Genomic DNA, 22,264 nt, shown 5'->3' with positions numbered 1-22,264 from the left:
GTCACCTCTACTTTCTATATTTTACAGCCAGTCCCTTTAAAAAGGTTCTTAAGAATTTGTCTAAACATTCCTTATAGTTTTTCTGTCCTTTTTTTCTAAATAATGCAGTCAGATCTGAGTTTGAAATATAGATATCTGCTAATTCCCATATTGCTACCATATCTTCAGTTTTCAAGTTTAAAGCTATCTTTATTTTTTTAAGAATTTGGTTATTAATATTATTAGATGTCATTACCTCTGGTTTTCTTGGAGTTTCTCCAGGTTTTACCTCTTGTCTTCCTCTCCTTTGCACTATTACACCATCTAAGAACATCCCTAGCAATCTATTGTTACACTTTACAAATCCTTCTTCTTCATCTTTTTTTAATAGATTAAGAACTCCTTCTTTATCTATTATATGCCCTGATTCTTTAAATGCGCCAATTACCTCTTTATCACTCATATCCAAAGCGTACCTAAATCTACGTAGTACATCGTTATTATTCATAAAATCCTCCTGATTTTCCTCTGTTTTTTATTATCACTAAGGTTAATTTTACCATATATATAATAAATATGAAAATAATATTTTTTATAGTTAGAAGGTTATGAATAAAGGAAACTTTTTATTTTTGCCAATAAATAGTTAAGACAGTTCAGATTACTAGATTTTTTAAACGAGGTGGGAAACTATGAATAAAGTTATTTATAATCAAAGTGATATTGAAAATAAAAATATTAAATTAGAGATGAATATGAAATTAAGAGATGTACGCCTTCTTTCTAGATATTTAGAGGATGAATTAATTGTTGGAATAGGTAATATTTTGAGTCAATTAGAAGATTCTAAAAGTGAGGAAGGAAATCTAGAGCACGAGCAGATGAGTACTTTTTATAACGGTGTCTATGATATTTTCAACGAGATGGCTGAAATAGTTTATAGAGGTATGGTTGAAAAGGAAAAAAGTATAATTGATGAACTTAAACAACAGGGAATTTCCGTACAAGGAGTCACTGAAATTTTGGCCAAAGAAGCAAATGATGAAGAGAGAATTTCAAATATATATGAAGCGGTAGACGACTTAGAGTTTGAGAAAAAAGAAGCTGAAAATTTAAAAAAACTACTCCCTCCTATCACTCAAAAAATTATGGAGAAGTTAGAGTCGGATATAAGCAGCCTCTATATGCCTCTGGTTGTAAAGTTTGTTTCTTTTCTCAGCGATACCACAAGAAGTTATGCTAAGCCTGTAAATCAAGCAATCTTTTCAGAGAGTGCTCTAGAAGAACTCCTCGATTTAGATTTAAATGCCTTGGATGTATTTTTGACTAAACTGACTAAGATAAAAATTAAAATAGGAGATGTAGAGGGCTTTATTATCGATGATTTTACAATCTATAATAATACAACCCTTATAGTTCATTACCCTATATTTATTACTAATCCAAAAGAATTTCAAAAGCAATTTTCTGTTATGGATTCCAAGGATTTAGAGGTGAGTTTTGAAGCATAAGAAAATTAAAAAGCAGGGATTTTCCCTGCTTTTTTCCTGCTAAAGTTTTACTTTTCTTATTATTTCTTCTGTAATTTCCTTTAGTTTTTTCCCATCTGTGTATACAATAATCTTAGCTAATTTTTCATTCGATGGATTATTTATAAATAAACTATTATGTTCAAACTGAGTTCTTTCAAACAATATCTGTAAGCATTTTTCTCTATCTTCTGAAGGTAGTAATAAAACAATATTTGAATACGGTTCTAAGGCGTTTTGAACTTCTTTAAATAGCTCTTCATCTTCATATACTGATTGTCCTGCTCCAAAGTCATGTATGTGATCCGGATAAAGTTCTAGAGCCCGCTTAACTGAATACGCTTCAAAAGGCTTCCAGTATCTATAAATACCTAAAAAACCTTCTCTTTGCATAATTTCATCTGCAAGTTCAAAATCATATCCAGATTCTTTATATATTTTCCACCTTATGTCATCTAGACTAGCTTGTGGAATGCCTAAATCTTTCGATAATAATTTTCCTATTGTTGATTTCCCGGTACCTACTGGTCCAATTAAAATAATATCTTTTTTCATATTATCATCCCTTATTAAATAATTTTTTAAAGTTCAAACGATAAATTTTTGTTCCTAAGAGACTTTAAGTGTTAATTATATCATTTTTATCTTTTCTTACTTTTTATTAATCAATTTATAAATTTCTGAAAATTTATCTATAGTTGCCCAAGGTATTATATCAGTCGTATTTTTTTTCCCATTAGTTAACCAAATTCCTTTAAGTCCAAGTATTTGTGCGGGATTAATATCCGCTTCTAAACTATCTCCTACCATAATTATATCTTTAATATCACCTCTGTAATCACGGATAGCTTCTCTAAAAAGGAGTGGATTTGGCTTTCTAATTTTTCTACTATAACTGAATATATATTCATCTATAAATTCACCAAGATTATGTTTCTTAAAGACATCTTTATAAATCTCATCTTGTAAAATACAGTTTGAAATCACTTTTATAGTATAACCTTTCCCTTTTAAATATTTTAAAATATCTAAGGAACCCTTACCAGAAACTGCATCTTCAATATATTGGCTATAAAATGTTTCCATACATTCAAAATAATTAATCTCAGAGTCATTAAATCCATTTAACTCTATAACGTCTTTTAAATATTTATTAAAATCAAGTTCGATTAATTTTTCTTTTCTGAGATAAAAGTCATCATACCATTTATCTAAAAATTCTATTTTTAATTGAGAGATAGATATTTTTATTTGGTTTTTATTTTCTAGGTAAGAGCTCAAAAGCGTCAAACCTATTAAATCTTTTTCATCATCAGAAAAAATCCCTTTATGAAAATGTAAAAGTGTGTTTCCCATATCAAAAATTACTAATTTAGTATACATAATTGAACTCCTCCACTACCTTTTACAACGATTTCTTGACATAAGTTAAAGACCTGAATTGATTCTTCTAGTTGTAATTGTTTTAAACACACTTCTATTTTTCTTCCTCTTCCTTAATGAACCTTCCCTCACATTCAAAATTCTCTTTGAGAATAATAATACTATAAATCCTAAATTAAATCAACATTTCCCTTAGTAACTTATAGATGAATAATATCTTAAAGAAAAAAGTCTTGAAATAATATCCAATAATAAAAAAGATGCCTCCTGTAGAGTACAGAAAACATCTTTTTTTTGCATAAACTATTATCTTATTTTTTTCCTTACAGAGGTTACAGTTTATAATCGCTGTTTTTCTCTAGTAAAATTTACTTAATAATTCTTTAGTCTTCTATTCTTTGCGGGATTATCCACTTACTGTCCTTACCTTGAGTATAATTACCTATAAATTCCTCTTTAAAGGCAATAAATCTTTTATCCATGATAGCATCTCTTGCACCATTCATCATCTTTATTAAGAAATAAAGGTTATGATAAGTAGCTAATTTCTGCCCTAACATCTCATTGGCTTTAAATAGATGTCTGATATATCCTCTAGTATAGTTTTTACATACATAACAGTCACAGTCTTCATCTAATGGTCTAGGGTCTAGGGAATACTTAGCATTTTTTATAACTAATCTTCCATATTTTGTAAATGTAGTCCCATGTCTACCAATTCTAGATGGTTGTACACAATCCATCATGTCCACACCGTGCTCTACAGCTTCTAACATATCAAGAGGCTCTCCTACACCCATTAGGTATCTAGGCTTATGCTCAGGAAGTTTAGGAGTTATATAATCTAATATTCTATACATGTCTTCACGAGGTTCTCCTACAGCTAATCCACCTATAGCATATCCAGAAAAACTTTCATCCATTTCCATCAATTCATTCATACTCTTATCTCTTAGGTCTTCATATATTCCACCCTGAACTATAGCGAATAAACCTTGATCATCAGGTCTTTTATGAGCTGTTACACATCTTTTAGCCCATCTAGTAGTTCTTTCAATTGAAGGGATTAAGTATTCTCTAGAAGACTGGCCAGGAGGACACTCGTCAAATAACATAACTATATCTGATCCTAAATTATTTTGAATATCTATAGATTTTTCAGGAGAGATAAATCTTTTAGACCCATCAATGTGAGATCTAAAGTATACTCCTTCTTCTTTTATCTTTCTTATAGCTCCCAGACTAAATACTTGGAAACCACCACTATCCGTTAATATAGGGTGAGACCAATTCATAAATTTGTGTAATCCTCCAAATTTAGCGACTACATCGTCACCTGGTCTAAGGAATAGGTGATAGGTATTTCCTAAGATAATATCTGCCCCTAACTCTCTAACTTCCTCGGGATTCATAGTTTTTACAGTCGCCTGTGTTCCAACTGGCATGAATACTGGAGTTTTTATATCTCCGTGGGGAGTAGTTATTACTCCTGCTCTTGCCTTTCCATCTCTATGGGATAATTCATAATTTACTGGTAATTTTTTCATCTTATACTCCTTTTTACCTCTCCTCTCTCATTTTTCATAGAAAAGGGTTCTTAATTGTTTTGATTTCTTCTAATTTCTATTACATCTTTTAGATTTACAATATGGTTAATTAATTTTTCATAATCTCTCTTTTCGTTGATATCTATAGTTATCTCGATAACCGAAAGTCTTTCAGCTCCATTTTTAATATGACCGGAGTTTACTCCCTCTAAATCTATCTTATGATCGGCTATAATTTTTACAATTTCCAAGAGAATATTTGCTCTGTCTGTGGTGACTATGGTAAATTTAAACCTGTATTTATTGATCTTTCTGCCTATAATTTCATCATCCCATCTAACACCTATCTCTCTATTGTGATCACGGGCAATTAAATTTATATAATTTTTACAGTCCAATCTATGAATACCAATGTCTCCGTAGGTAGTTATATATCCACCTATCTCATCTCCAGGGAGAGGAGTGCAGCATTTTGCAAATCGAATAATAGTATTATCAAGACCATCTATTATAACACCATAATCATTTTTTTTCCGACTTTTTCTTTTAGGAGTTTCATTTTGATAGTCTTCTATAACTTCAAGCTCTATTTTTTCATCTTTTTTTACCAATCGTTCTGAAAGGAGAGTTACATTTAAACCTTTAGAACTTATTTTAATAAGTAAATCATTGAAATTATTGATAGAATTTTTATTTAAATATTCTTTCATTTCAGGGCTGTTTTCAATTTGTTTAACAGAAGATCCCACCTTGAGTAATTCTTTTTCAAATAGTTCTTTTCCTATCTTTAGATTCTCATCAAAGTTTTTTTCCTTTATCCATCTTCTGATCTTACTTTTAGCACTCTGGGTTGCAACTATATTTAACCAGTCTCTTCCAGGCCCCTTTGATATATTAGAAGTTATAATATCAATTCTATCTCCATTTTGGAGTTTATAATCAATCGGAACAATTTTATCGTTGGCTTTGGCACCTATACACTTATAGCCTACCTCTGTATGGATGTGAAATGCAAAGTCTAGCGGAGTTGATCCTTTAGAAAGTTCGATAACATCTCCTTTAGGAGAGAAAACAAATACTGTTTCGTTGAGTATATCCCCTGTAACAGTCTGGATAAACTCTTCCGATGTATCGGCTTCACTTTGCCACTCCAATATCTTACGGAGCCACGAATAAACATTATCAGCTTTAGAATTATTTCTTTTTTCCTTATAGTTCCAATGGGCAGCTATTCCATCCTCTGCAATGGCATGCATATCTTTAGTTCTTATCTGAACCTCGATAAACTTCCCTAAGGGACCTACCAAGGTAGTATGGATAGATTGATAACCGTTTGATTTAGGAACTGCTATATAGTCTTTAAATCTACCTGGAACAGGTTTCCAATGACTGTGAAGAAGTCCTAATATATTGTAACACTCACCCTCTGTGTCCACTAATACCCTAACAGCAGTAAGGTCATAAAGTTCATCAAAACTTTTTCCTTTTTCATACATTTTTTTATAGATACTATAAAAATGTTTAGCCCGTCCAGAAACTATCCCATCTATATTACTCTCATGGATAATTTTTTTCATATTTCTTAAAATAGCACTTGTATATTCTTCCCTTTCAGCCCTTTTATTGTTGACCATTTTGACTAATTTTCTATAAATTTCAGGTTCTAGATAATACAGGCATAAATCTTCTAACTCCCATTTTATTTTTGCCATACCAATTCTATGGGCTAAGGGTGCAAATATATCTAATGTTTCCTTTGCAATTCTCTCCTGTTTATAGGTAGGCATAAATTTTAGTGTCCGCATATTATGCAGCCTATCAGCTAATTTAATGATAACAACCCTTACATCACTAGCCATAGCCACGATCATCTTTCTGATATTTTCAGGCTGTTTATTGCTTCCTACAGGTAGATTAGTAAGTTTAGTTACCCCATCTACTAGTCTGGCTACTTCGGGACCAAAATTATATTCAATATCCTGTATAGTGGTCATGGTATCTTCTACAATGTCATGTAGAAATCCAGCGGTAATTGTTTCCGTATCCATCTTCATATTAATGAGTATCTTTGATACTTCTACAGGATGAACTATGTATTCTTCTCCTGATTTACGGTACTGACCCACATGGGATTCTCTTGCAAATTCATAGGCAGAAAAGATCATATCTTCATCTATTTTTAAATTATTTTTTTTAAGCTCTTCAGCAATATTTGATTTATATTCCATAAAATTCCTTCCTTAAAAATTTTTTAAATAAATATACTTGATTTAAGTACTAATAAGAAAGCGACACCAAGTGTCGCTTTCTTATTAATACTTTAGTACTTCATTAAAGTCATAATATCATAACCTGCTAAATTTTCTCTACCATTCAGATCCTCTAATTCAATAAGAAATGCCATACCAGCAACAATTCCGCCTAAATCTTCAATTATCTTTATAGTGGCCTCAACTGTTCCCCCAGTAGCTAATAGATCATCAACTATAAGAACTCTTTGACCAGGTTTTATAGAATCATTATGCATACATAGTGTATTTGTTCCATATTCTAAATCATATTCATATTCCACTGTTTCTCTAGGAAGTTTTCCAGGTTTTCTTACTGGAGCGAATCCTACTTCTAAAGCATAAGATACTGGACATCCAAAGATAAATCCTCTGGCTTCAGGACCTACTACCAGGTCAATCTCTTTTTCTTTAGCATACTCTACTATCTCATCTGTTGCTTTTTTAAAAGCCTCTCCATTTGCTAATAAAGGTGTTATATCCCTAAACTTTATCCCTTCTTTTGGATAATCTTCTACAAGCGCTATATAGTTCTTTAAATTCATTTTTCTTTCTCCCTTAATTGTTAAGTAAGCGTAAAGCATTATCCACACAATTTTATATTTATTTTTTTACCCATAAAGGGTCTCACCAATATACTACCAGCAAGTGGCATCACCAAGATTTCTACTCGATAAAGAGTATCACCAAAGTCTCTAAAAATTTACGATGTAAATTAAGAACTTTGAGATAGAGATTATTATATAATCTAAGAATCTTGAGATAGTAGCTCACTAAACTAAATATAGAATATTGTGTTACTTATTTAATTATTATTCCCATCTGTTCCCTAGATACTTTATCCCTTTGTTTTCAGATTCAAAATATTCTTTTAATTCTTTTTTTGTATTTGGATATAGTATAACATTTTCTAACTCTGATTTCTTAATATATTCTACACCAATTAAGTTACTCCCGTCTAGCCCGACCTGTAGATCTCCGCCAATATAGGAAACTTTAAAATAAACATTTACAATATGACGTCCGCCGTTAGGAGCTATTCCTTCAGATATAAACACCATATCTTCTACCTCTACATCCAGATTACATTCTTCCATAAATTCTCTTTTAAGAGCAGTTTTAAAGTCCTCTCCGTGATCTACTCCGCCTCCAGGAAGGAGGTAGTATTCATTGTTATTTTTTATATGTTTAACTAAAAGTAACTCATCGTCTTTTTCTAAAATTCCACAAACTCTAATTCTGATACTCTTCACTGTCTAGATCACTCACCTTTTCAATTATTTTTTGATATTTTTCAACATCTTTAGGTTTATTGTTGTGGGCCGCTATCTCTTTTTTCAAGTTTAAAACATCTAAATCATACTTATAAGCATCTGTTAACAGCTTTAGATATAACTCAGTGTCATTTATTTTTCCTACTTCAAAACTTCGTTTAGCAAGCTCTAATATTACACGGTTATTTTTTTCCCTTGCGATATATGTTTTTAAAGCTTTAAAAGCGCCATCATAATCACTAAAAACATCGATTAAAAATCTAGAATATGTAATGACTGCATCTGGGTCATTCTTTTTAACTTCATATACCCTATAGATGAAGGGATAGATCTCATTGGTTCTATTTGTTTTTTGTAAAATCTCCACATATTTACCTACAAAAGTATAGTCTTCGATATCTATCAAATTTAAAACTTTAGTAAAGTTAAGGTAAGCTTCTTCATACTTGTTTTCATCGTATGCAATATACCCCTTTAACAGGTATATTTTAAAATCTATACTGTCAGATGAAATTTGTGATAAATAGTACTGGCTTCTCTCTAATTTCCCCATCTTATAGGATAAAATAGCCGTATTAGATAAAGTTATCTGATCCTTGGGATCTAATTTTAAAGCTTCTAAATAATATTTTTCAGCTGCCTCATAATCACCTAATTGAGCATAGGCTAATCCTAACTCCCTAAGAAGAACGGGATCTTTTTTATCGATTTCATAAAACTCCTTATATTCATCGATGGCTTTGGTATAGTTACCACTCTTACTATAGTTCATTCCTTTGATTAGGTAGTGTTCCTTTTTCTTTTTTTGATCTGCTGAAGTACAGCCTATTAGCATAAGTAAACCTAGAATTAACAATATTTTTTTCATATAATACTCCTAATTTTCTAATTTTTATTGATCTTTGGAACTATTGCTCCACCAGAAATTATTAATTTAACAGCGTCTTCAATCTTGATATCTAACTCTTTAACAGTATCTGCTTCTACCATTATAAACATTCCGGAAGTAGGATTAGGAGAGGTAGGTATAAATATATTGAGTAATTTTTTCCCTCCTAATATCTCTTCAAAAAGTTGATTTTCTCTGTTAGTTAAAAATCCCAAACTATAGATTCCCTTTCGAGGGTACTCTATCATAACTACTTTTTGATAAGCCTTTGTGTTTGATGTAAACATTAGATGTCTAATCTGCAAAATAGTAGTATAGATAGGTTTTACCAAGGGGATATTTGAAAATAACAGGTCTATTTTTTTAGCTATTTTTTTACCAATTACATTTCTCATGGCAAGACCTGCAATGATAATAGTTAATATAATTATCAGCATAGCAATTAAGTAAACCAAAACCTGTGTTGTAAATTTAGAATAAAACTCATATTTTAGTAGGTATGAGGTCATCTCTTTCACAAAAATATTCTGCCTTAAATAATTGTTTAAAAATTTAAATATCCACGACATTATATTGATTGTTATTAATACCGGTAAAACAGTTATCAATCCTGTTGCAAACAGACTTTTTATTTTTTTCATTCCTTTTCCTCACTTATCTCTATAAGAATTTTAACTACTCTCATCTTATCGATCTCCAAAACTTTCATCCTAAGACCTTCTAGCTCAACAATATCTTCAACCTCCGCTACCCGGCCTAAGATGTCTAAAACATACCCTCCAAGACTTTCATAATCTTCTGATTCAGGGATATTCAGTTCCAGTTCTTTGTTTAAATCTTCAATATTTATTCGTGCATCAACTCTATATTTTGATTCACTTATTTTTTCAATTTCATCCTCTTCATGAAGGTCGTATTCATCTTTTATCTCACCGATTATCTCCTCAATGAGGTCTTCGATAGTTGCTAACCCTACTGTCCCACCATATTCATCTAAGACAACAGCCATATGGACTTGTTTATTTCTAAACTCATCTAAGATCTCCACTATAGATTTAGTATCAGGAACAAAATACGCTTCCCTCAATATATTTTTTAATGGAATATCTGTAGTTCCTTCTTTAGCCAAAGTCATAAGATCCTTAACATAAAGAATTCCTAATATTTCATCTAGATCTTCTCCATATACAGGAATTCTAGAATAACCGCTGTCTATAATTTCATCCCATACTTCATCTATTGTAGATTCCGCATCTAACATAAAGATTGAAGTTCTAGGAGTCATAACCTCCTTTGCGGTGGTATCCCCAAACTCTATAATTGAATGGATCATCTCTCTCTCTTCCTCTTCAATTACTCCTTCAGCTTCACCTACATTGATATAAGATTTAATCTCTTCCTCTGTTATCATGAGGTTTTCATGTTTAATATTTACTCCCATCATACCACTGATGATCTTAGTAACAAACATCAATAATTTTATGATAGGCAATGTTACAATACTTAAAAAATAAATTGGTCCTATAACAATCCCTGATATCTTTCTTGAATATGTTTTAGCAACAATTTTAGGAGTTATCTCCCCAAATATAAGCACTACAACTGTCATAGATACTGTAGCTACAGCTATTGCATTTCCAGATTTAGACCCCATTATTTGCAATGTCACTATAGTTGCGATAGATGAAGCTAAGATATTTACAATGTTATTTCCTAATAATATTGCCGTTAAGATCTCATTAGGTTTAGTTAACCACTTTTTCAATAATTTTGCTGTTCTAGGGTTAGTATTTTCAATTTCTTCTAGATCAGTACTTTTAAATGCAGTAAGAGCAGTTTCAGAAGCTGAAAATAACCCCGATAAAATAATTAATACCACCAATAAAATAAGTTGACTATAAATTTCCAACGTTTTTTTTACACCATCCTTTTTTTCTTAATTAAAACATTTTTTAATTAAGTCTGTTTTCGTTATAATACCCTCTATGGAATCATTTTCTACCACAAGCGCATAGTTATATTTTTGTTCTACTATTTGAGTTATGACATTAGCTAGATCATCAGATTGTTTCACAACTAAATAATTTGTAGACATTATGTCCTTTGCAATATATCCTGATAATTTTTTCAATTTTTTCTTGAATTCTTTATTTTCTGGAAGTGTTATAAGCAGGTCCCAAAATGCAATCACCGGAGGAAGCGGTGCAGTTTCCTGTCTTACCAAAATATCATCCCTTGTAACTACTCCTATCAATTGTCCATTATCGATTACTGGAAGCTTGCCCGCACCTTTTTCTGTCATAATCTTTAAGATGTTATCAAAAGTTAAGTTAGCCTCTATTGTTATTAAATCTGTATTCATTACATCACGCACTTGTTTCATAATAAACCACCCCTATTATTTTAAATAATTTTATCATAAATATACATTTATCTCAAATTTAGAAGACCAAAAAACATTTTCTACCCTTCTGTATTACTTAGAATTTCTGATTTTTTAAAAAAATTAATTATCTCTCTTTGAGCACTTGATATAGAATCGGAAGTATGGATAACATTTTGAGTTATGTCAAAAGCATAATCACCTCTTATTGTACCACAATCCGCTTCTTTTGGATTAGTTTTTCCTGCAAAATTACGGATAATTTTAACTATCCCTTCCCCTTCTAAAACAATAGCTACAACGGGTCCTGAGGTAATAAATTCAATTAATTCCTCATAGAACTCCTTTCCTCTGTGCTCATTATAGTGCAGTTCTGCCAATTCCTTTGTTATTTGTAACATTTTCATTGCGGCTATCTTCAGTCCCTTTTTCTCTAATCTAATCAATATATCTCCTACTAATTTTCTTTTCACACCATCTGGCTTAATCATTAAAAATGTTTGCTCCGGCATATCACATCACCCCTTGTAATAAATATACTAAAACTACTTTCTTTTCCTTTTTATACTCTTTTTAATTGACCCTTTGTCTGATATTTTTTTATTTTATTACTAGATCTATATCTTTTTCATGGCCTTTAAATAATCTTTTGAAAAACATATTCATAAACCTTATATTGTCAACCTCTGTGAGAACCAAGACATTATCTTCTCTTTTATAGAACCCTTGTACATCGATCATAGACTGGCCTACGGCATTTCCCTCTACTACCATCTCTAAATTACTATAGAACCCGTCTGCTAAAGTGTTGTCTATAAAGTATGCCATAGCCAACGGATCATTTATTACACAGCCTAGAGTTCTCTCCTGTTCCCAGTGAAAATCTACATAAAATTCTGTAATATCATAGATAAAATTCGATACAGGAGTATCTATAAATTTTAGCAACTGACGATAATCAGGGGTTAGAACACAACTTCTCGTCACATCCAGGCCAACCATGGTAATAGGTTTATTATAATTATCATATACCAACTGCACTGCATGGGGATCTACCCAATAATTAAATTCAGCTACCTGAGAACAATTCCCATGACTTTTATAAGCTCCCCCCATGGAAGTTATAGATAAAAATTTATTGAAAGCTTCTTTGTCTTTTTGTATTGCACGAGCAAGATTTATCATAGGTCCAATGGTAATAAGGTGGCAGTCACTTGAGTTAGCCAGCAAAAATTCTATCGCTCCCTTTTTTATTAAATTATGATCTTCACTCTTTTGAACTACTACCTTTCCTAATCCTCCCTCTCCATGGGTTTCTTCTGCTGTTTCTAATTCTCTGACTAAAGGCTTAGATTCTCCTAAATATACAGGAATATCCAGTCTTCCTCCAACTTCCAATACCTTAATAGCATTAATTGCACATTTCATAGCATCTACATTCCCACCAACTACAGTTATTCCTATTAAATCTACTTCGTTGGAATTTAAAGCTAATAATATTGCTAAACTATCGTCTATTCCTGGATCACAATCGATTATGATTCTTTTCTTTTTTAATTTCATTTTTTCCTCCAGTTGTATGTTTTAAAATTTTATGTATTCTTTTAATTTTTCCCTATCTAAAATTTTGAGAACTTTATTTTCTCTTACTATTAATTTTTCTTCCTCTAATTTCTTAATAGCACTGTATAAACTTTTTCTATCTATACCAAGTATTTCACTGAGAAAGGACATATTTTTAAATCTAAACTTTTCTTTTTTAGAATAGGTTAATATACTGTGTGCTAAAAATTTATTTACACCCTTAAAATGTAAGATAGATATATCCCATACAAACCTATGAAGTTTTTCACAATGAAGCTTTAAGAGAAAGATTTTAAAACTATCATTTTTTATTAATTCAATTCCAATATCCAATGGAACTTCTATAATTTTTGTTTTATCTTTTATAGTATAAAAATCTACCTCTCCCTCCTCTCCAAAGAGCAACTTTTTTTCTCCAATGACATTAAAATCATCCAATAAACTATAGTTTAGATCAACTCCGTCTTGAGTAGTTTGTTTTATCTGTATAATCCCTTCAACAATAAAAAAAATAGAATTTAATTTTTTTTCTGAATAATGAAAATATTCTCCAGAAGATAAATTTAATATTTTTAATCTATCTAAGTATTTTTGAGGAATAAAATCTTTTAGTGGAGTTTTTTCTATAATATTTTTGATCTTTTCCATGATTCACCTCTCTTACTGACAGTATACCCCACAATTTCAAAAAACTGTAGAACATTCTACAGTTTTCTTCAGAATTAATCTATATACTTTTTTAACATCTAAAATTTCGTAATAAATTTATCCTAGAGATATAGTCCTACGAAAATTTGAATGATTTTATAATTATAGATTAAGATTTTAAGGAGAATTATTATGAACAAAGAATGGATACTTAAAGAGGAAAAAATACCAAAAGCATTGTTGAAATTATCACTTCCTGCCGTAGTCGGAATTTTAATATCTGCTATATATAATGTAGTGGATACACTATTTGTTGGGATGCTAAATGACACTCGTGCAATAGGAGCTATTGCAGTTTCCTATCCTTTATTTATGTTGATAGCAGCCATTGGACAGATGATTGGTGTTGGCGGAGGAAATATGATCTCTAGATTTTTGGGAGCCCAGGATAAAAAAAGTGCCACCACTACATTTAATCTATCGATAGCTTTAGGAGTCGTCTTTTCAATAGTAGCAACTATTTTTGGTGTAAATTATTTAGAATGGATATTAAAGAGTATAGGAGCGACTCCTACAATTTTACCCTACGCAAAGACATATACATTGATTATTGTTTTAGGAACTTTTTTTACAGTCATCAACATGGTTTTAAATAACACAATCCGAGCAGAGGGAAACAGTAAATATAGTATGTGTGCCATTGGATTGGGAGCAATTTTAAATATTATCTTAGATCCAATTTTTATTTTTGTTTTAGATTATGGAATAGAGGGAGCCGCCGTAGCCACTGTTATTTCACAGTTTATCTCAACTCTATTTTTATTTAAATATTACTTTTCAAAATCCAGCCTTTTAAAGGTATCTTTTAAACAGTTTTTATTTAAAAAATCTATTTTTTATAGTATTATAATTGTTGGATTGCCGTCATTTTCCAGACAAATTTTAGTCAGTGTATCTATGGCAGTGTATAATAATGCATTGCAAGTTTATGGAGATACAGCTATTGCTGCTGGAGGGATTGCTATGCGTGTGGTCTCTATTATTATGTTTACACTCTTTGGGTTTGCTCAGGGGTTCCAGCCTTTAGTAGCTTATAGTTATGGCCAGAAAAATTATTCCCGTATAGTAGAAGCTCTTAAAGTATCTCTTATATGGGTTACTATATATAGTATAGTTTTAAACGTTATATATATAGTATTTTCTGAAAACATTATAAAAATATTTTCATTTGACCCTCAAGTGATTAAATTAGGACAATTAAACCTTTATTCTTTAAATATTTTCTTTTTTACCTTTGGAATTACGACTATTGTGACTACCCTTTATCAATCTTTAGGAAAGGGTCGGGAAAGTTTTATATTAGCCAGTTGTAGAAATGGTTTTTTCTTTATCCCATTGGTATATATTTTAAATTATAAATTTGGATTGAATGGTATAATTGCAACCCATGCTATAGCAGATTTATTGGCAGGATTATTTACCCTTTACTATATTGTTAAAATAAAAAGGGAGATGAAAAAAATAGTAATCTGTGTTTAAATACCTAGATTATCAAATTAAATACAATATTGAAAAACTCCCTTGAATTATTCGTAGGGAGTTTTTTATATAAGCAACTCCTTGGCCTATTATTAATTTTCTGTACTGCTATATTTACATCTTCTTTTCTTAACTTTAAAAACTCTATTCCCTTTAAAAAAAACTCATCGTTGTAATTAATTATACAATTCAAGTATTAAAAGATATCTTAAAAAATTAAGTCTATAACAATTAAATTTAATTACTAATTAGTTTTATTTTTTTTAAAAAAATTAAAATGAAAAAAAATGACTAAAAAAACTAATCCCCTCTGTATCCCTATTTATAAAGGATTCAAACCATCTCAAAAATAAATGAACGCTGTAATTAAAATAATTTAATTTGACATTTTTATTTTCAAGTAGTAATATTCGATCAGATAATCGTACTAGTTAGTTATATAATGGAGGCAGAATGAGAATTGGTATTATAGGAGCAGGCAGGGTAGGGATATCTTTGGGAAAATATTTAAGATATCGGAATTTTTCTATCTCAGGATACTTAAAGAGAGAAAGAAAAGAAAATGTCATAGATCCATCTAAACTGGGATGGGAATCTTTTGAGAGTTATACAGAGATAGTGGAGCAATCAGATATAATTTTAATTGCTGTTCCCGACGACGAGATTATCGATGTCTGGAATAAGTTGTCTAGGGAAAATATAGAGGGCCGCTGTGTAATCCATACCAGTGGTGCTGTCTCATCAGAAATATTTTGCAACGCAGAGGAACTGGGAGCAGAGGCTGCTTCTCTTCACCCTATGATGACTTTTTCTGATATAGATACGCCAATGAGCAGGATGGAGGAAATGTCCCTGGTTTTAGAAGGTGACTCTCCCCAGGCAAAAAAAATAGTCGAGGGATTGGGAAACAAATGTTTTAGTGTGGAGAAAAAATTTAAAATGAGATATCACCTTGCAGGGGTCTATGCATCCAACCTGATAGTTCCAATGATTCATAGGGGAATAGATAACCTTCAAAAATGTGGATTTTCAGAAAAAGAGGCTAAAGATATCCTCCTTCCCCTGGTTGAAAAAACCGTTGAAAATATAGGAGAAAAAGGGATAAAAGATTCAATTACAGGTCCCCTCCAAAGGGGCGATTTAAATACTTTGAGGGGACATCTAAACTCTCAAGAAAGATGGGAACGAGATCTCTATCTAGCAGGGTCCAGGGAACTTTTAAAAATTATTGGTGAAAATAAAGAGATAGAAGGTATATTGGAGGATAAAAGATGAAAAATACAGTAGTAACATTTATTAATTCTAAAAAAAATGGACAGAAACTCTCCATGCTGACAGCATATGATTATACCATGGCAAAAATTATAGACGGAACAGAGATCAACGGAATACTGGTAGGAGATTCTCTGGGAATGGTAACTCTGGGATATGATTCCACTCTGGCGGTGACAGTAGAAGACATGATCCACCATGGAAGAGCAGTGGTCAGAGGAGTAAAAAATACCCTGGTAACAGTAGATATGCCATTTATGTCCTATCATAACACTCTGGCAGAAGCAATAGATAATGCAGGAAGGATAATAAAACAAACACAAGCCCATGCTGTTAAGGTGGAAGGCGGCAGGGAAATTTTAGATAAGGTAAAGGGTCTTATAAAGGCTCAAATACCAGTAATGGGCCACCTAGGACTGACACCACAATCCCTGAATATCATGGGAGGATTCAAGGTACAGGGAAAGAGTGAGGAAGCGGCAAAAAAAATAATAGAAGATGCCAAACTTTTAGAAGAGGCAGGGGTATTTGCAATAGTTCTTGAATGTATCCCTGAAAAACTAGCTGATCTTGTGAGTAAAAGTATATCTATACCTACCATAGGAATCGGTTCAGGAGCAGGTTGTGACGGACAGATCTTGGTATATCAGGATATGCTCAATATGGATGAGGATTTTAAACCTAAATTTGTTAAAACTTTTGCAGATGCAGGAGCGGTGATAAAAGATGGAATAAAAAAATATGTAGACCAGGTAAGAGATGGAGAGTTTCCTGCCGTGGAACATACTTTCACCATGAAGGAAGAGGTCTTAGAAAAACTTTATTAGGAGGAGTGCTGTGGAAGTTATAAGAGGAATTCAGGAGATTCAAAAAAAGATCAAAGAATGGAAAGATGCAGGTGAAAGTGTAGGTTTTATTCCTACCATGGGATACCTTCACAGGGGTCATGGAAGTCTCATTGAAAGGGCGGCCAGTGAAAATGACAGGGTAGTTGTGAGTGTTTTTGTAAATCCCATGCAATTTGATAATTGTAATGACTTAGATTCCTATCCCTCTGACCTTTCCGGAGATATGGATCTTGTGACAAGATCGGGAGGAGATCTTATATTTAGTCCCACGGTGCAGGAGATCTATCCCCGGGGATTTAATTCCCTTGTAGAGGTAGAAAATTTAGATAATGAACTTTGCGGGGCTACAAGGCCCGGACACTTTAGAGGAGTCTGCACAGTTCTTACAAAGTTTTTTCTTATCCTGGCTCCTCAGAGGGCTTATTTTGGGAAAAAAGATTATCAGCAATTGATGGTTGTAAAAAGAATGGTCGCTGACTTGAATATCCCCCTTGAAATTGTAGGATGTACAACTATAAGAGAGGAAGGCGGGTTGGCTATGAGTTCTAGAAATGCAAGATTATCTGAAGATGAAAAAAGAAAAGCCCTTATAATAAATCAAACCTTGAAAGCTGTAAAAGACAGAGTTGTTCAAGGGGAGGCTGAGGTAGAAAAGATCCGAAGATGGGCTGTAGAAAGGATAGAGGGTGTAGGGGGAGCTGTCGTGGATTATTTTGAGATAGTCCACGCTGATACACTTCAAAAAATAACAAAAATAGAGGATAAAGCAGTGGCAGCCACTGCAGTATTTATAGGAAAATCCAGATTGATAGACAATATAATCCTAGGGGGAAAAGATGAAACTACAGATGCTTAAAGGAAAGATACACAGGGCCATAGTAACACAGGCAGAACTCCATTATGTAGGAAGTATAACTTTGGATGTAGAGCTTATGAAAGCAGCAGGAATAAGGGAATATGAGCAGGTACATATAGTTGATATAGACAATGGGGCTAGATTTGAAACATACGTAATCGCCGGGACAGAGAGGGGAATTGTCTGCCTCAATGGAGCTGCAGCCAGAATGGTACAGACAGGGGACAGGGTAATTATAATGGCCTATTGCTATATGGACGAATCAGAGGCAGAGGAACATAAACCCAAGGTAGTTCTTTTAGGAGAGGATAATAAAGTTATGAAAATTTCCAGTTATGAAAAACACGGTAAATTGATGTAGGAAAAAGTTATTTTTCGTTTATACTTTCAAAATTTAATCAAATCCTAGATTGTCAAATTAAATGCAAAACTGGATTTCTTCCAATAATTTTTCATAGGTGTTTTCCAATAAAAAAAAGCTCAAGGTTATCCTTGAGCTTTTAAAATACTATTTTTTAAATTTATTTTTCAACATATATTACTATGTCTATTTCATCACTGTGTCTAATTCATCAAATTTTAAGTCAGGGAAAGCAGTTGAAACATGCTTATAAACTAACTTACCTTCATAAACGTTTATACCAGGCTTTAATTCAGGGAATCTCTCGATAGCTCCCTCTACTCCTAAATCAGCTATTGCTAATCCATATTTAAGTGTAACATTTGCAAGAGCATATGAAGATGTCTTAGGCATAGCTCCAGGCATATTAGCACAACAATACATTACTACACCATTATCTGTTAAGAAAGTAGGAGCTTCATGATATGTTGGTTTAGAGATTGGAGTTGATCCACCTTGGTCGATTGAGATATCAACGATTACTGATCCTGCTTCCATTGAGTGGATCATATCCATAGTGATTAAGTGAGGACACTTAGCTCCTGGAATTAATACAGTAGAAATTACTAAGTCAGCTTCTTTAAGAGTCGCTGCTAAGTTTCCTGAGTTTGAATAAAGAGTTTTGATCTTATTTCCATAAATGTCATCTAAATACTTTAATTTAGCGATATCTACATCTAATATAGTTACATCAGATTCTAATCCTACTGCCATTTTTAATGCAGCTTGTCCAGAGATTCCAGCTCCTACAATCACAACTTTTGCTCTGGCAGTTCCTGTAACACCACCTAATAAGATTCCTTTTCCACCCATATGTTTTGCTAAGATGTTAGCTCCAAAAATAACCCCTTCTCTTCCAGCTACTTCAGACATTGGTGCTAATAACGGTAAACTTCTATTTGGCATTTCTACAGTTTCAAATGCAATTCCAGTAGCTCCCGCTTTCATTAACCCTACTGTTTGATCGTAGTCAGGTGCTAAATGAAGATATCTATAATGAATTTGTCCAGGTTTAATAAGAGCAAGTTCTCTAGGTTGAGGTTCTTTAACTCCCACAATCATATCTGAAACTTCATATACTTCCTCTAAAGTTGAAAGAATTTCTACTCCTACAGCTTTATAATCTTCGTCAGTTAACCCTATTCCATTTGCCGCTCCAGCTGTCATATAAACATTATGTCCTCTGTTGATAAATTCTGCCGCTCCCTCTGGTACTAGTGCAATTCTATGTTCTTGTGGTTTGATCTCTCCAGGTATTCCTATTCTCATTATGTTGTCCCCCTTTAAACTTATTATTTTTTGATCTAATCATTTATACTATATACTTTTCTCAAAATCAACCATTTTATTTTAAAAAAACGCATTTACTTCGATTAACAAACACAACACTCAATAAGTTGTAGTGAAAAAAATATCTAATGGAAAAATTGTTTTATTAATAAGCACATTTTTCCTTATTTTTCGCTTTTTATATAGTGAAAAAAATATCTTTTAGTATCAAATATTATCTCAAAAGGTTTCTAAAAAAATATAAAATTTTATAAAAAGTTGGAGATAGTTTTACAACCCCTCAGATAAAAAAAGCTCAAAGTTACCCTTGAGCTTTAAAATACTATTTTTTTAATTTATTTTCCTGCATACATTACTGTATCTAATTCATCAAATTTTAAATCAGGGAAAGCTGTTGAAACATGCTTATAAACTAATTTACCTTCATAAACGTTTACACCAGGCTTTAATTCAGGGAATCTCTTGATAGCTCCCTCTACTCCTAAGTCAGCTATTGCTAATCCATATTTAAGTGTAACATTTGCAAGGGCATATGAAGATGTCTTAGGCATAGCTCCAGGCATATTAGCACAACAATACATTACTACACCATTATCTGTTAAGAAAGTAGGAGCTTCATGATATGTTGGTTTAGAGATTGGAGTTGATCCACCTTGGTCGATTGAGATGTCAACGATTACTGATCCTGCTTCCATTGAGTGTATCATATCCATAGTGATTAAGTGAGGACACTTAGCTCCTGGAATTAATACAGTAGAGATAACTAAGTCAGCTTCTTTAATAGTTGCTGCTAAATTTCCTGCGTTTGAATAAAGAGTTTTGATTTTATTTCCATAAATATCATCTAAATACTTTAATTTAGCGATATCTACATCTAATATAGTTACATCAGATTCTAATCCTACTGCCATTTTTAATGCAGCTTGTCCAGCGATTCCAGCTCCTACAACTACAACTTTTGCTCTTGCAGTCCCTGTAACACCACCTAATAAGATTCCTTTCCCACCCATATGTTTTGCTAAGATGTTAGCTCCAAAAATAACTGACTCTCTTCCAGCTACTTCAGACATTGGTGCTAATAACGGTAAACTTCTGTTTTGCATCTCTACAGTTTCAAATGCAATTCCAGTAGCTCCAGCTTCCATTAATCCTACTGTTTGATCGTAGTCAGGCGCTAAATGAAGATATCTATAATGAATTTGTCCAGGTTTAATAAGAGCAAGTTCTCTAGGTTGAGGTTCTTTAACTCCCACAATCATATCTGAAACTTCATATACTTCCTCTAAAGTTGAAAGGATCTCTACTCCTACAGCCTTGTAATCTTCATCAGTTAATCCAATTCCATTTGCTGCTCCAGATGTCATATAAACATTATGTCCTCTGTTGATAAACTCTGCTGCTCCCTCTGGTACTAATGCAATTCTATGTTCTTGTGGTTTGATCTCTCCAGGTATTCCTATTCTCATTATTTTATCCCCCTTTAAATTTATTATTTTTTGGTCTAATCATTTATACTATAAACCGCTCTTTAAATCAACCATTTTATTTTAAAAAAACGCAATTGTTTCGAGATCAATACACTAAACAAGTAAATATGGGGTGAAAAAAATATCTAAGAAAAAAACTTATCCTATTTATTAGAATATTTTTATTAGAATTTAAGTTCTAAAAAGTGAAAAAAATATCTTTGATCTTTATTTGTTTTTTTTGCAAATAACAAACAATTATTTTTTATTTTTTTTAAAAATCTAATTTTTATCTTTTAATTTTTTTACTGCACTTTCAAATTCATCTCTAGTTATCCCAAAATTATTTAATTTGCTTAAAAATTGTTTACTGTTGGCATAACCTATCTTTAATAGACCTCCTAAATCCTGTCTGTTCATCTTAGAATTCGCTCCTACAGATAGATTATTTTCAATCATATCAATAACGGTAAATTCTTTTCTTTCTGAAACCACCTTAAATTTTGCTCCTTCTAAGGCTTTTAGAATAGATTCGGGATCAGCATTTTCAATTCCGATATTATCACCTTTCCTACCTTCTTCCCTGGAAATATAAGCATGCTTGACATCAGGAACATAATTTTCAATAGTTTTTCGAATTTGTTCCCCTGCAAAATCAGGATCAGTTAAAACAATTACCCCTGTTCTTTCACAGGCATTTTTTATCTTTTCCAAAGTAGATTTTCTTCTCACAGCAAACCCATTAACCTCTATCATCTCAGCATCTACAGCCTTCTTTACTGCAGAAATATCATCTTTTCCCTCTACGACTATAACTTCTTGTATTCTTTTTTTCATATATATTCATCCTCCTGTTATATTTTATAAATTTAAACCTTTTTACTCTAAATATGATAAATTATTTTTAATTCACTTTTCAATCTATGTAATTTTGATTCAACTTTATTCTTTTAACTATCAACATTTATCTAAAGTTTATTATATCATATCATTGAAGAAAACTGATTAAAATAGTATAATAATTAGTGTTTCATAACATTTTTAACTAAGTATAGTTTAGGTGATAATACAGAAAAAAATAAAAATAGG

At 32.0% G+C, this 22,264-nt stretch carries 23 protein-coding genes; 6 read left to right on the top strand and 17 right to left on the bottom strand.

Annotated elements, in window-relative coordinates:
* Nucleotides 1-7 precede the first annotated feature (7 nt).
* Nucleotides 8-487: a YehS family protein gene (locus tag K337_RS0105845; RefSeq protein WP_028855787.1), complete on the bottom strand. Its 480-nt coding sequence runs from the start codon at nt 485-487 to the stop codon at nt 8-10.
* A 184-nt stretch (nt 488-671) separates the two neighbouring features.
* Between K337_RS0105845 and K337_RS0105840 the strand changes: the two genes are divergently transcribed.
* Entirely contained in the window at nt 672-1,490 is an 819-nt protein-coding gene (locus tag K337_RS0105840; protein ID WP_028855786.1) for a hypothetical protein, read from the top strand.
* A 39-nt stretch (nt 1,491-1,529) separates the two neighbouring features.
* Here K337_RS0105840 and K337_RS0105835 read toward each other — a convergent pair whose 3' ends face one another.
* From K337_RS0105835 to K337_RS0105775, 13 genes are all read right to left on the bottom strand, one after another.
* Nucleotides 1,530-2,063: a shikimate kinase gene (locus K337_RS0105835; RefSeq protein WP_028855785.1), complete on the bottom strand. Its 534-nt coding sequence runs from the start codon at nt 2,061-2,063 to the stop codon at nt 1,530-1,532.
* Between the two features lie 96 nt (nt 2,064-2,159).
* Nucleotides 2,160-2,891, bottom strand: coding sequence for an HAD family hydrolase (locus K337_RS0105830; RefSeq protein WP_028855784.1), 732 nt, complete (start codon nt 2,889-2,891; stop codon nt 2,160-2,162).
* A 383-nt stretch (nt 2,892-3,274) separates the two neighbouring features.
* Nucleotides 3,275-4,438 carry a tRNA guanosine(34) transglycosylase Tgt gene (gene tgt, locus K337_RS0105825; RefSeq protein WP_028855783.1) on the bottom strand — a complete coding sequence of 388 codons (1,164 nt, stop codon included), beginning with the start codon at nt 4,436-4,438 and terminating at the stop codon, nt 3,275-3,277.
* A 50-nt stretch (nt 4,439-4,488) separates the two neighbouring features.
* A complete protein-coding gene (locus tag K337_RS0105820; RefSeq protein WP_028855782.1) occupies nt 4,489-6,666 on the bottom strand; it encodes a RelA/SpoT family protein in 2,178 nt (725 codons plus the stop codon).
* A 92-nt stretch (nt 6,667-6,758) separates the two neighbouring features.
* Nucleotides 6,759-7,271 carry an adenine phosphoribosyltransferase gene (locus tag K337_RS0105815; protein ID WP_028855781.1) on the bottom strand — a complete coding sequence of 171 codons (513 nt, stop codon included), beginning with the start codon at nt 7,269-7,271 and terminating at the stop codon, nt 6,759-6,761.
* 267 nt (nt 7,272-7,538) lie between these two features.
* A complete protein-coding gene (locus K337_RS0105810) occupies nt 7,539-7,979 on the bottom strand; it encodes an NUDIX domain-containing protein (protein ID WP_028855780.1) in 441 nt (146 codons plus the stop codon).
* Nucleotides 7,960-8,868: a tetratricopeptide repeat protein gene (locus K337_RS0105805; RefSeq protein WP_028855779.1), complete on the bottom strand. Its 909-nt coding sequence runs from the start codon at nt 8,866-8,868 to the stop codon at nt 7,960-7,962. Before K337_RS0105805 ends, K337_RS0105810 begins: the two co-directional genes overlap by 20 nt.
* Nucleotides 8,869-8,885: 17 nt before the next feature.
* Nucleotides 8,886-9,530, bottom strand: coding sequence for a DUF502 domain-containing protein (locus K337_RS17765; protein ID WP_037029202.1), 645 nt, complete (start codon nt 9,528-9,530; stop codon nt 8,886-8,888).
* On the bottom strand, nt 9,527-10,798 hold the full coding sequence (locus K337_RS0105795) for a hemolysin family protein (protein WP_028855778.1): 1,272 nt from the start codon (nt 10,796-10,798) through the stop codon (nt 9,527-9,529). Before K337_RS0105795 ends, K337_RS17765 begins: the two co-directional genes overlap by 4 nt.
* A 27-nt stretch (nt 10,799-10,825) precedes the next feature.
* Entirely contained in the window at nt 10,826-11,272 is a 447-nt protein-coding gene (locus K337_RS0105790) for a CBS domain-containing protein (RefSeq protein ID WP_028855777.1), read from the bottom strand.
* An 80-nt stretch (nt 11,273-11,352) separates the two neighbouring features.
* A complete protein-coding gene (gene ndk / locus K337_RS0105785) occupies nt 11,353-11,784 on the bottom strand; it encodes a nucleoside-diphosphate kinase (RefSeq protein WP_028855776.1) in 432 nt (143 codons plus the stop codon).
* An 88-nt stretch (nt 11,785-11,872) separates the two neighbouring features.
* The gene (locus tag K337_RS0105780; protein WP_028855775.1) at nt 11,873-12,835 is read right to left on the bottom strand and encodes a nucleoside hydrolase; all 963 of its coding nucleotides are present in this window, start codon (nt 12,833-12,835) and stop codon (nt 11,873-11,875) included.
* A gap of 21 nt (nt 12,836-12,856) precedes the next feature.
* Nucleotides 12,857-13,504, bottom strand: a complete 648-nt coding sequence (locus K337_RS0105775) for a Crp/Fnr family transcriptional regulator (protein WP_028855774.1) — start codon at nt 13,502-13,504, stop codon at nt 12,857-12,859.
* A 192-nt stretch (nt 13,505-13,696) separates the two neighbouring features.
* Here K337_RS0105775 and K337_RS0105770 point away from each other — a divergent pair, with 192 nt between their 5' ends.
* From K337_RS0105770 to panD, 5 genes are all read left to right on the top strand, one after another.
* The gene (locus tag K337_RS0105770; RefSeq protein ID WP_028855773.1) at nt 13,697-15,043 is read left to right on the top strand and encodes an MATE family efflux transporter; all 1,347 of its coding nucleotides are present in this window, start codon (nt 13,697-13,699) and stop codon (nt 15,041-15,043) included.
* 453 nt (nt 15,044-15,496) lie between these two features.
* Nucleotides 15,497-16,318 (top strand): Rossmann-like and DUF2520 domain-containing protein, encoded by an 822-nt coding sequence (locus tag K337_RS0105765; protein ID WP_028855772.1) that lies wholly within the window; start codon nt 15,497-15,499, stop codon nt 16,316-16,318.
* Nucleotides 16,315-17,142, top strand: a complete 828-nt coding sequence (gene panB / locus K337_RS0105760; protein ID WP_028855771.1) for a 3-methyl-2-oxobutanoate hydroxymethyltransferase — start codon at nt 16,315-16,317, stop codon at nt 17,140-17,142. Before K337_RS0105765 ends, panB begins: the two co-directional genes overlap by 4 nt.
* 10 nt (nt 17,143-17,152) lie before the next feature.
* On the top strand, nt 17,153-18,019 hold the full coding sequence (panC, locus tag K337_RS0105755; protein ID WP_028855770.1) for a pantoate--beta-alanine ligase: 867 nt from the start codon (nt 17,153-17,155) through the stop codon (nt 18,017-18,019).
* Nucleotides 18,000-18,380, top strand: a complete 381-nt coding sequence (gene panD / locus K337_RS0105750; protein WP_028855769.1) for an aspartate 1-decarboxylase — start codon at nt 18,000-18,002, stop codon at nt 18,378-18,380. Before panC ends, panD begins: the two co-directional genes overlap by 20 nt.
* 186 nt (nt 18,381-18,566) lie before the next feature.
* Here panD and ald (K337_RS0105745) read toward each other — a convergent pair whose 3' ends face one another.
* From ald (K337_RS0105745) to rnmV, 3 genes are all read right to left on the bottom strand, one after another.
* On the bottom strand, nt 18,567-19,688 hold the full coding sequence (gene ald, locus K337_RS0105745) for an alanine dehydrogenase (protein WP_028855768.1): 1,122 nt from the start codon (nt 19,686-19,688) through the stop codon (nt 18,567-18,569).
* A 356-nt stretch (nt 19,689-20,044) separates the two neighbouring features.
* On the bottom strand, nt 20,045-21,175 hold the full coding sequence (ald, locus tag K337_RS0105740) for an alanine dehydrogenase (RefSeq protein WP_028855767.1): 1,131 nt from the start codon (nt 21,173-21,175) through the stop codon (nt 20,045-20,047).
* Between the two features lie 282 nt (nt 21,176-21,457).
* Nucleotides 21,458-22,012 (bottom strand): ribonuclease M5, encoded by a 555-nt coding sequence (gene rnmV / locus K337_RS0105735; RefSeq protein ID WP_028855766.1) that lies wholly within the window; start codon nt 22,010-22,012, stop codon nt 21,458-21,460.
* Between the last annotated feature and the right edge of the window lie 252 nt (nt 22,013-22,264).

This window comes from Psychrilyobacter atlanticus DSM 19335 (genome assembly GCF_000426625.1).
GTDB lineage: Bacteria > Fusobacteriota > Fusobacteriia > Fusobacteriales > Fusobacteriaceae > Psychrilyobacter > Psychrilyobacter atlanticus.
The sequence above is the reverse complement of the archived record's forward strand: the minus strand, read 5'-3'. Positions and strand labels throughout refer to the sequence as shown.

What these genes read in the sequence shown, in the direction of transcription:
- K337_RS0105840 (WP_028855786.1), top strand. Translation starts at nt 672, where the DNA reads ATGAATAAAGTTATTTATAATCAAAGTGATATTGAAAATAAAAATATT.
- rnmV (WP_028855766.1), bottom strand. Translation starts at nt 22,012, where the DNA reads ATGAAAAAAAGAATACAAGAAGTTATAGTCGTAGAGGGAAAAGATGAT.
- K337_RS0105845 (WP_028855787.1), bottom strand. Translation starts at nt 487, where the DNA reads ATGAATAATAACGATGTACTACGTAGATTTAGGTACGCTTTGGATATG.
- K337_RS0105775 (WP_028855774.1), bottom strand. Translation starts at nt 13,504, where the DNA reads ATGGAAAAGATCAAAAATATTATAGAAAAAACTCCACTAAAAGATTTT.
- K337_RS0105770 (WP_028855773.1), top strand. Translation starts at nt 13,697, where the DNA reads ATGAACAAAGAATGGATACTTAAAGAGGAAAAAATACCAAAAGCATTG.
- tgt (WP_028855783.1), bottom strand. Translation starts at nt 4,438, where the DNA reads ATGAAAAAATTACCAGTAAATTATGAATTATCCCATAGAGATGGAAAG.
- K337_RS0105820 (WP_028855782.1), bottom strand. Translation starts at nt 6,666, where the DNA reads ATGGAATATAAATCAAATATTGCTGAAGAGCTTAAAAAAAATAATTTA.
- K337_RS17765 (WP_037029202.1), bottom strand. Translation starts at nt 9,530, where the DNA reads ATGAAAAAAATAAAAAGTCTGTTTGCAACAGGATTGATAACTGTTTTA.
- K337_RS0105790 (WP_028855777.1), bottom strand. Translation starts at nt 11,272, where the DNA reads ATGAAACAAGTGCGTGATGTAATGAATACAGATTTAATAACAATAGAG.
- K337_RS0105765 (WP_028855772.1), top strand. Translation starts at nt 15,497, where the DNA reads ATGAGAATTGGTATTATAGGAGCAGGCAGGGTAGGGATATCTTTGGGA.
- K337_RS0105780 (WP_028855775.1), bottom strand. Translation starts at nt 12,835, where the DNA reads ATGAAATTAAAAAAGAAAAGAATCATAATCGATTGTGATCCAGGAATA.
- panB (WP_028855771.1), top strand. Translation starts at nt 16,315, where the DNA reads ATGAAAAATACAGTAGTAACATTTATTAATTCTAAAAAAAATGGACAG.
- K337_RS0105830 (WP_028855784.1), bottom strand. Translation starts at nt 2,891, where the DNA reads ATGTATACTAAATTAGTAATTTTTGATATGGGAAACACACTTTTACAT.
- ald (WP_028855768.1), bottom strand. Translation starts at nt 19,688, where the DNA reads ATGAGAATAGGAATACCTGGAGAGATCAAACCACAAGAACATAGAATT.
- panD (WP_028855769.1), top strand. Translation starts at nt 18,000, where the DNA reads ATGAAACTACAGATGCTTAAAGGAAAGATACACAGGGCCATAGTAACA.
- K337_RS0105835 (WP_028855785.1), bottom strand. Translation starts at nt 2,063, where the DNA reads ATGAAAAAAGATATTATTTTAATTGGACCAGTAGGTACCGGGAAATCA.
- K337_RS0105815 (WP_028855781.1), bottom strand. Translation starts at nt 7,271, where the DNA reads ATGAATTTAAAGAACTATATAGCGCTTGTAGAAGATTATCCAAAAGAA.
- ndk (WP_028855776.1), bottom strand. Translation starts at nt 11,784, where the DNA reads ATGCCGGAGCAAACATTTTTAATGATTAAGCCAGATGGTGTGAAAAGA.
- ald (WP_028855767.1), bottom strand. Translation starts at nt 21,175, where the DNA reads ATGAGAATAGGAATACCTGGAGAGATCAAACCACAAGAACATAGAATT.
- K337_RS0105805 (WP_028855779.1), bottom strand. Translation starts at nt 8,868, where the DNA reads ATGAAAAAAATATTGTTAATTCTAGGTTTACTTATGCTAATAGGCTGT.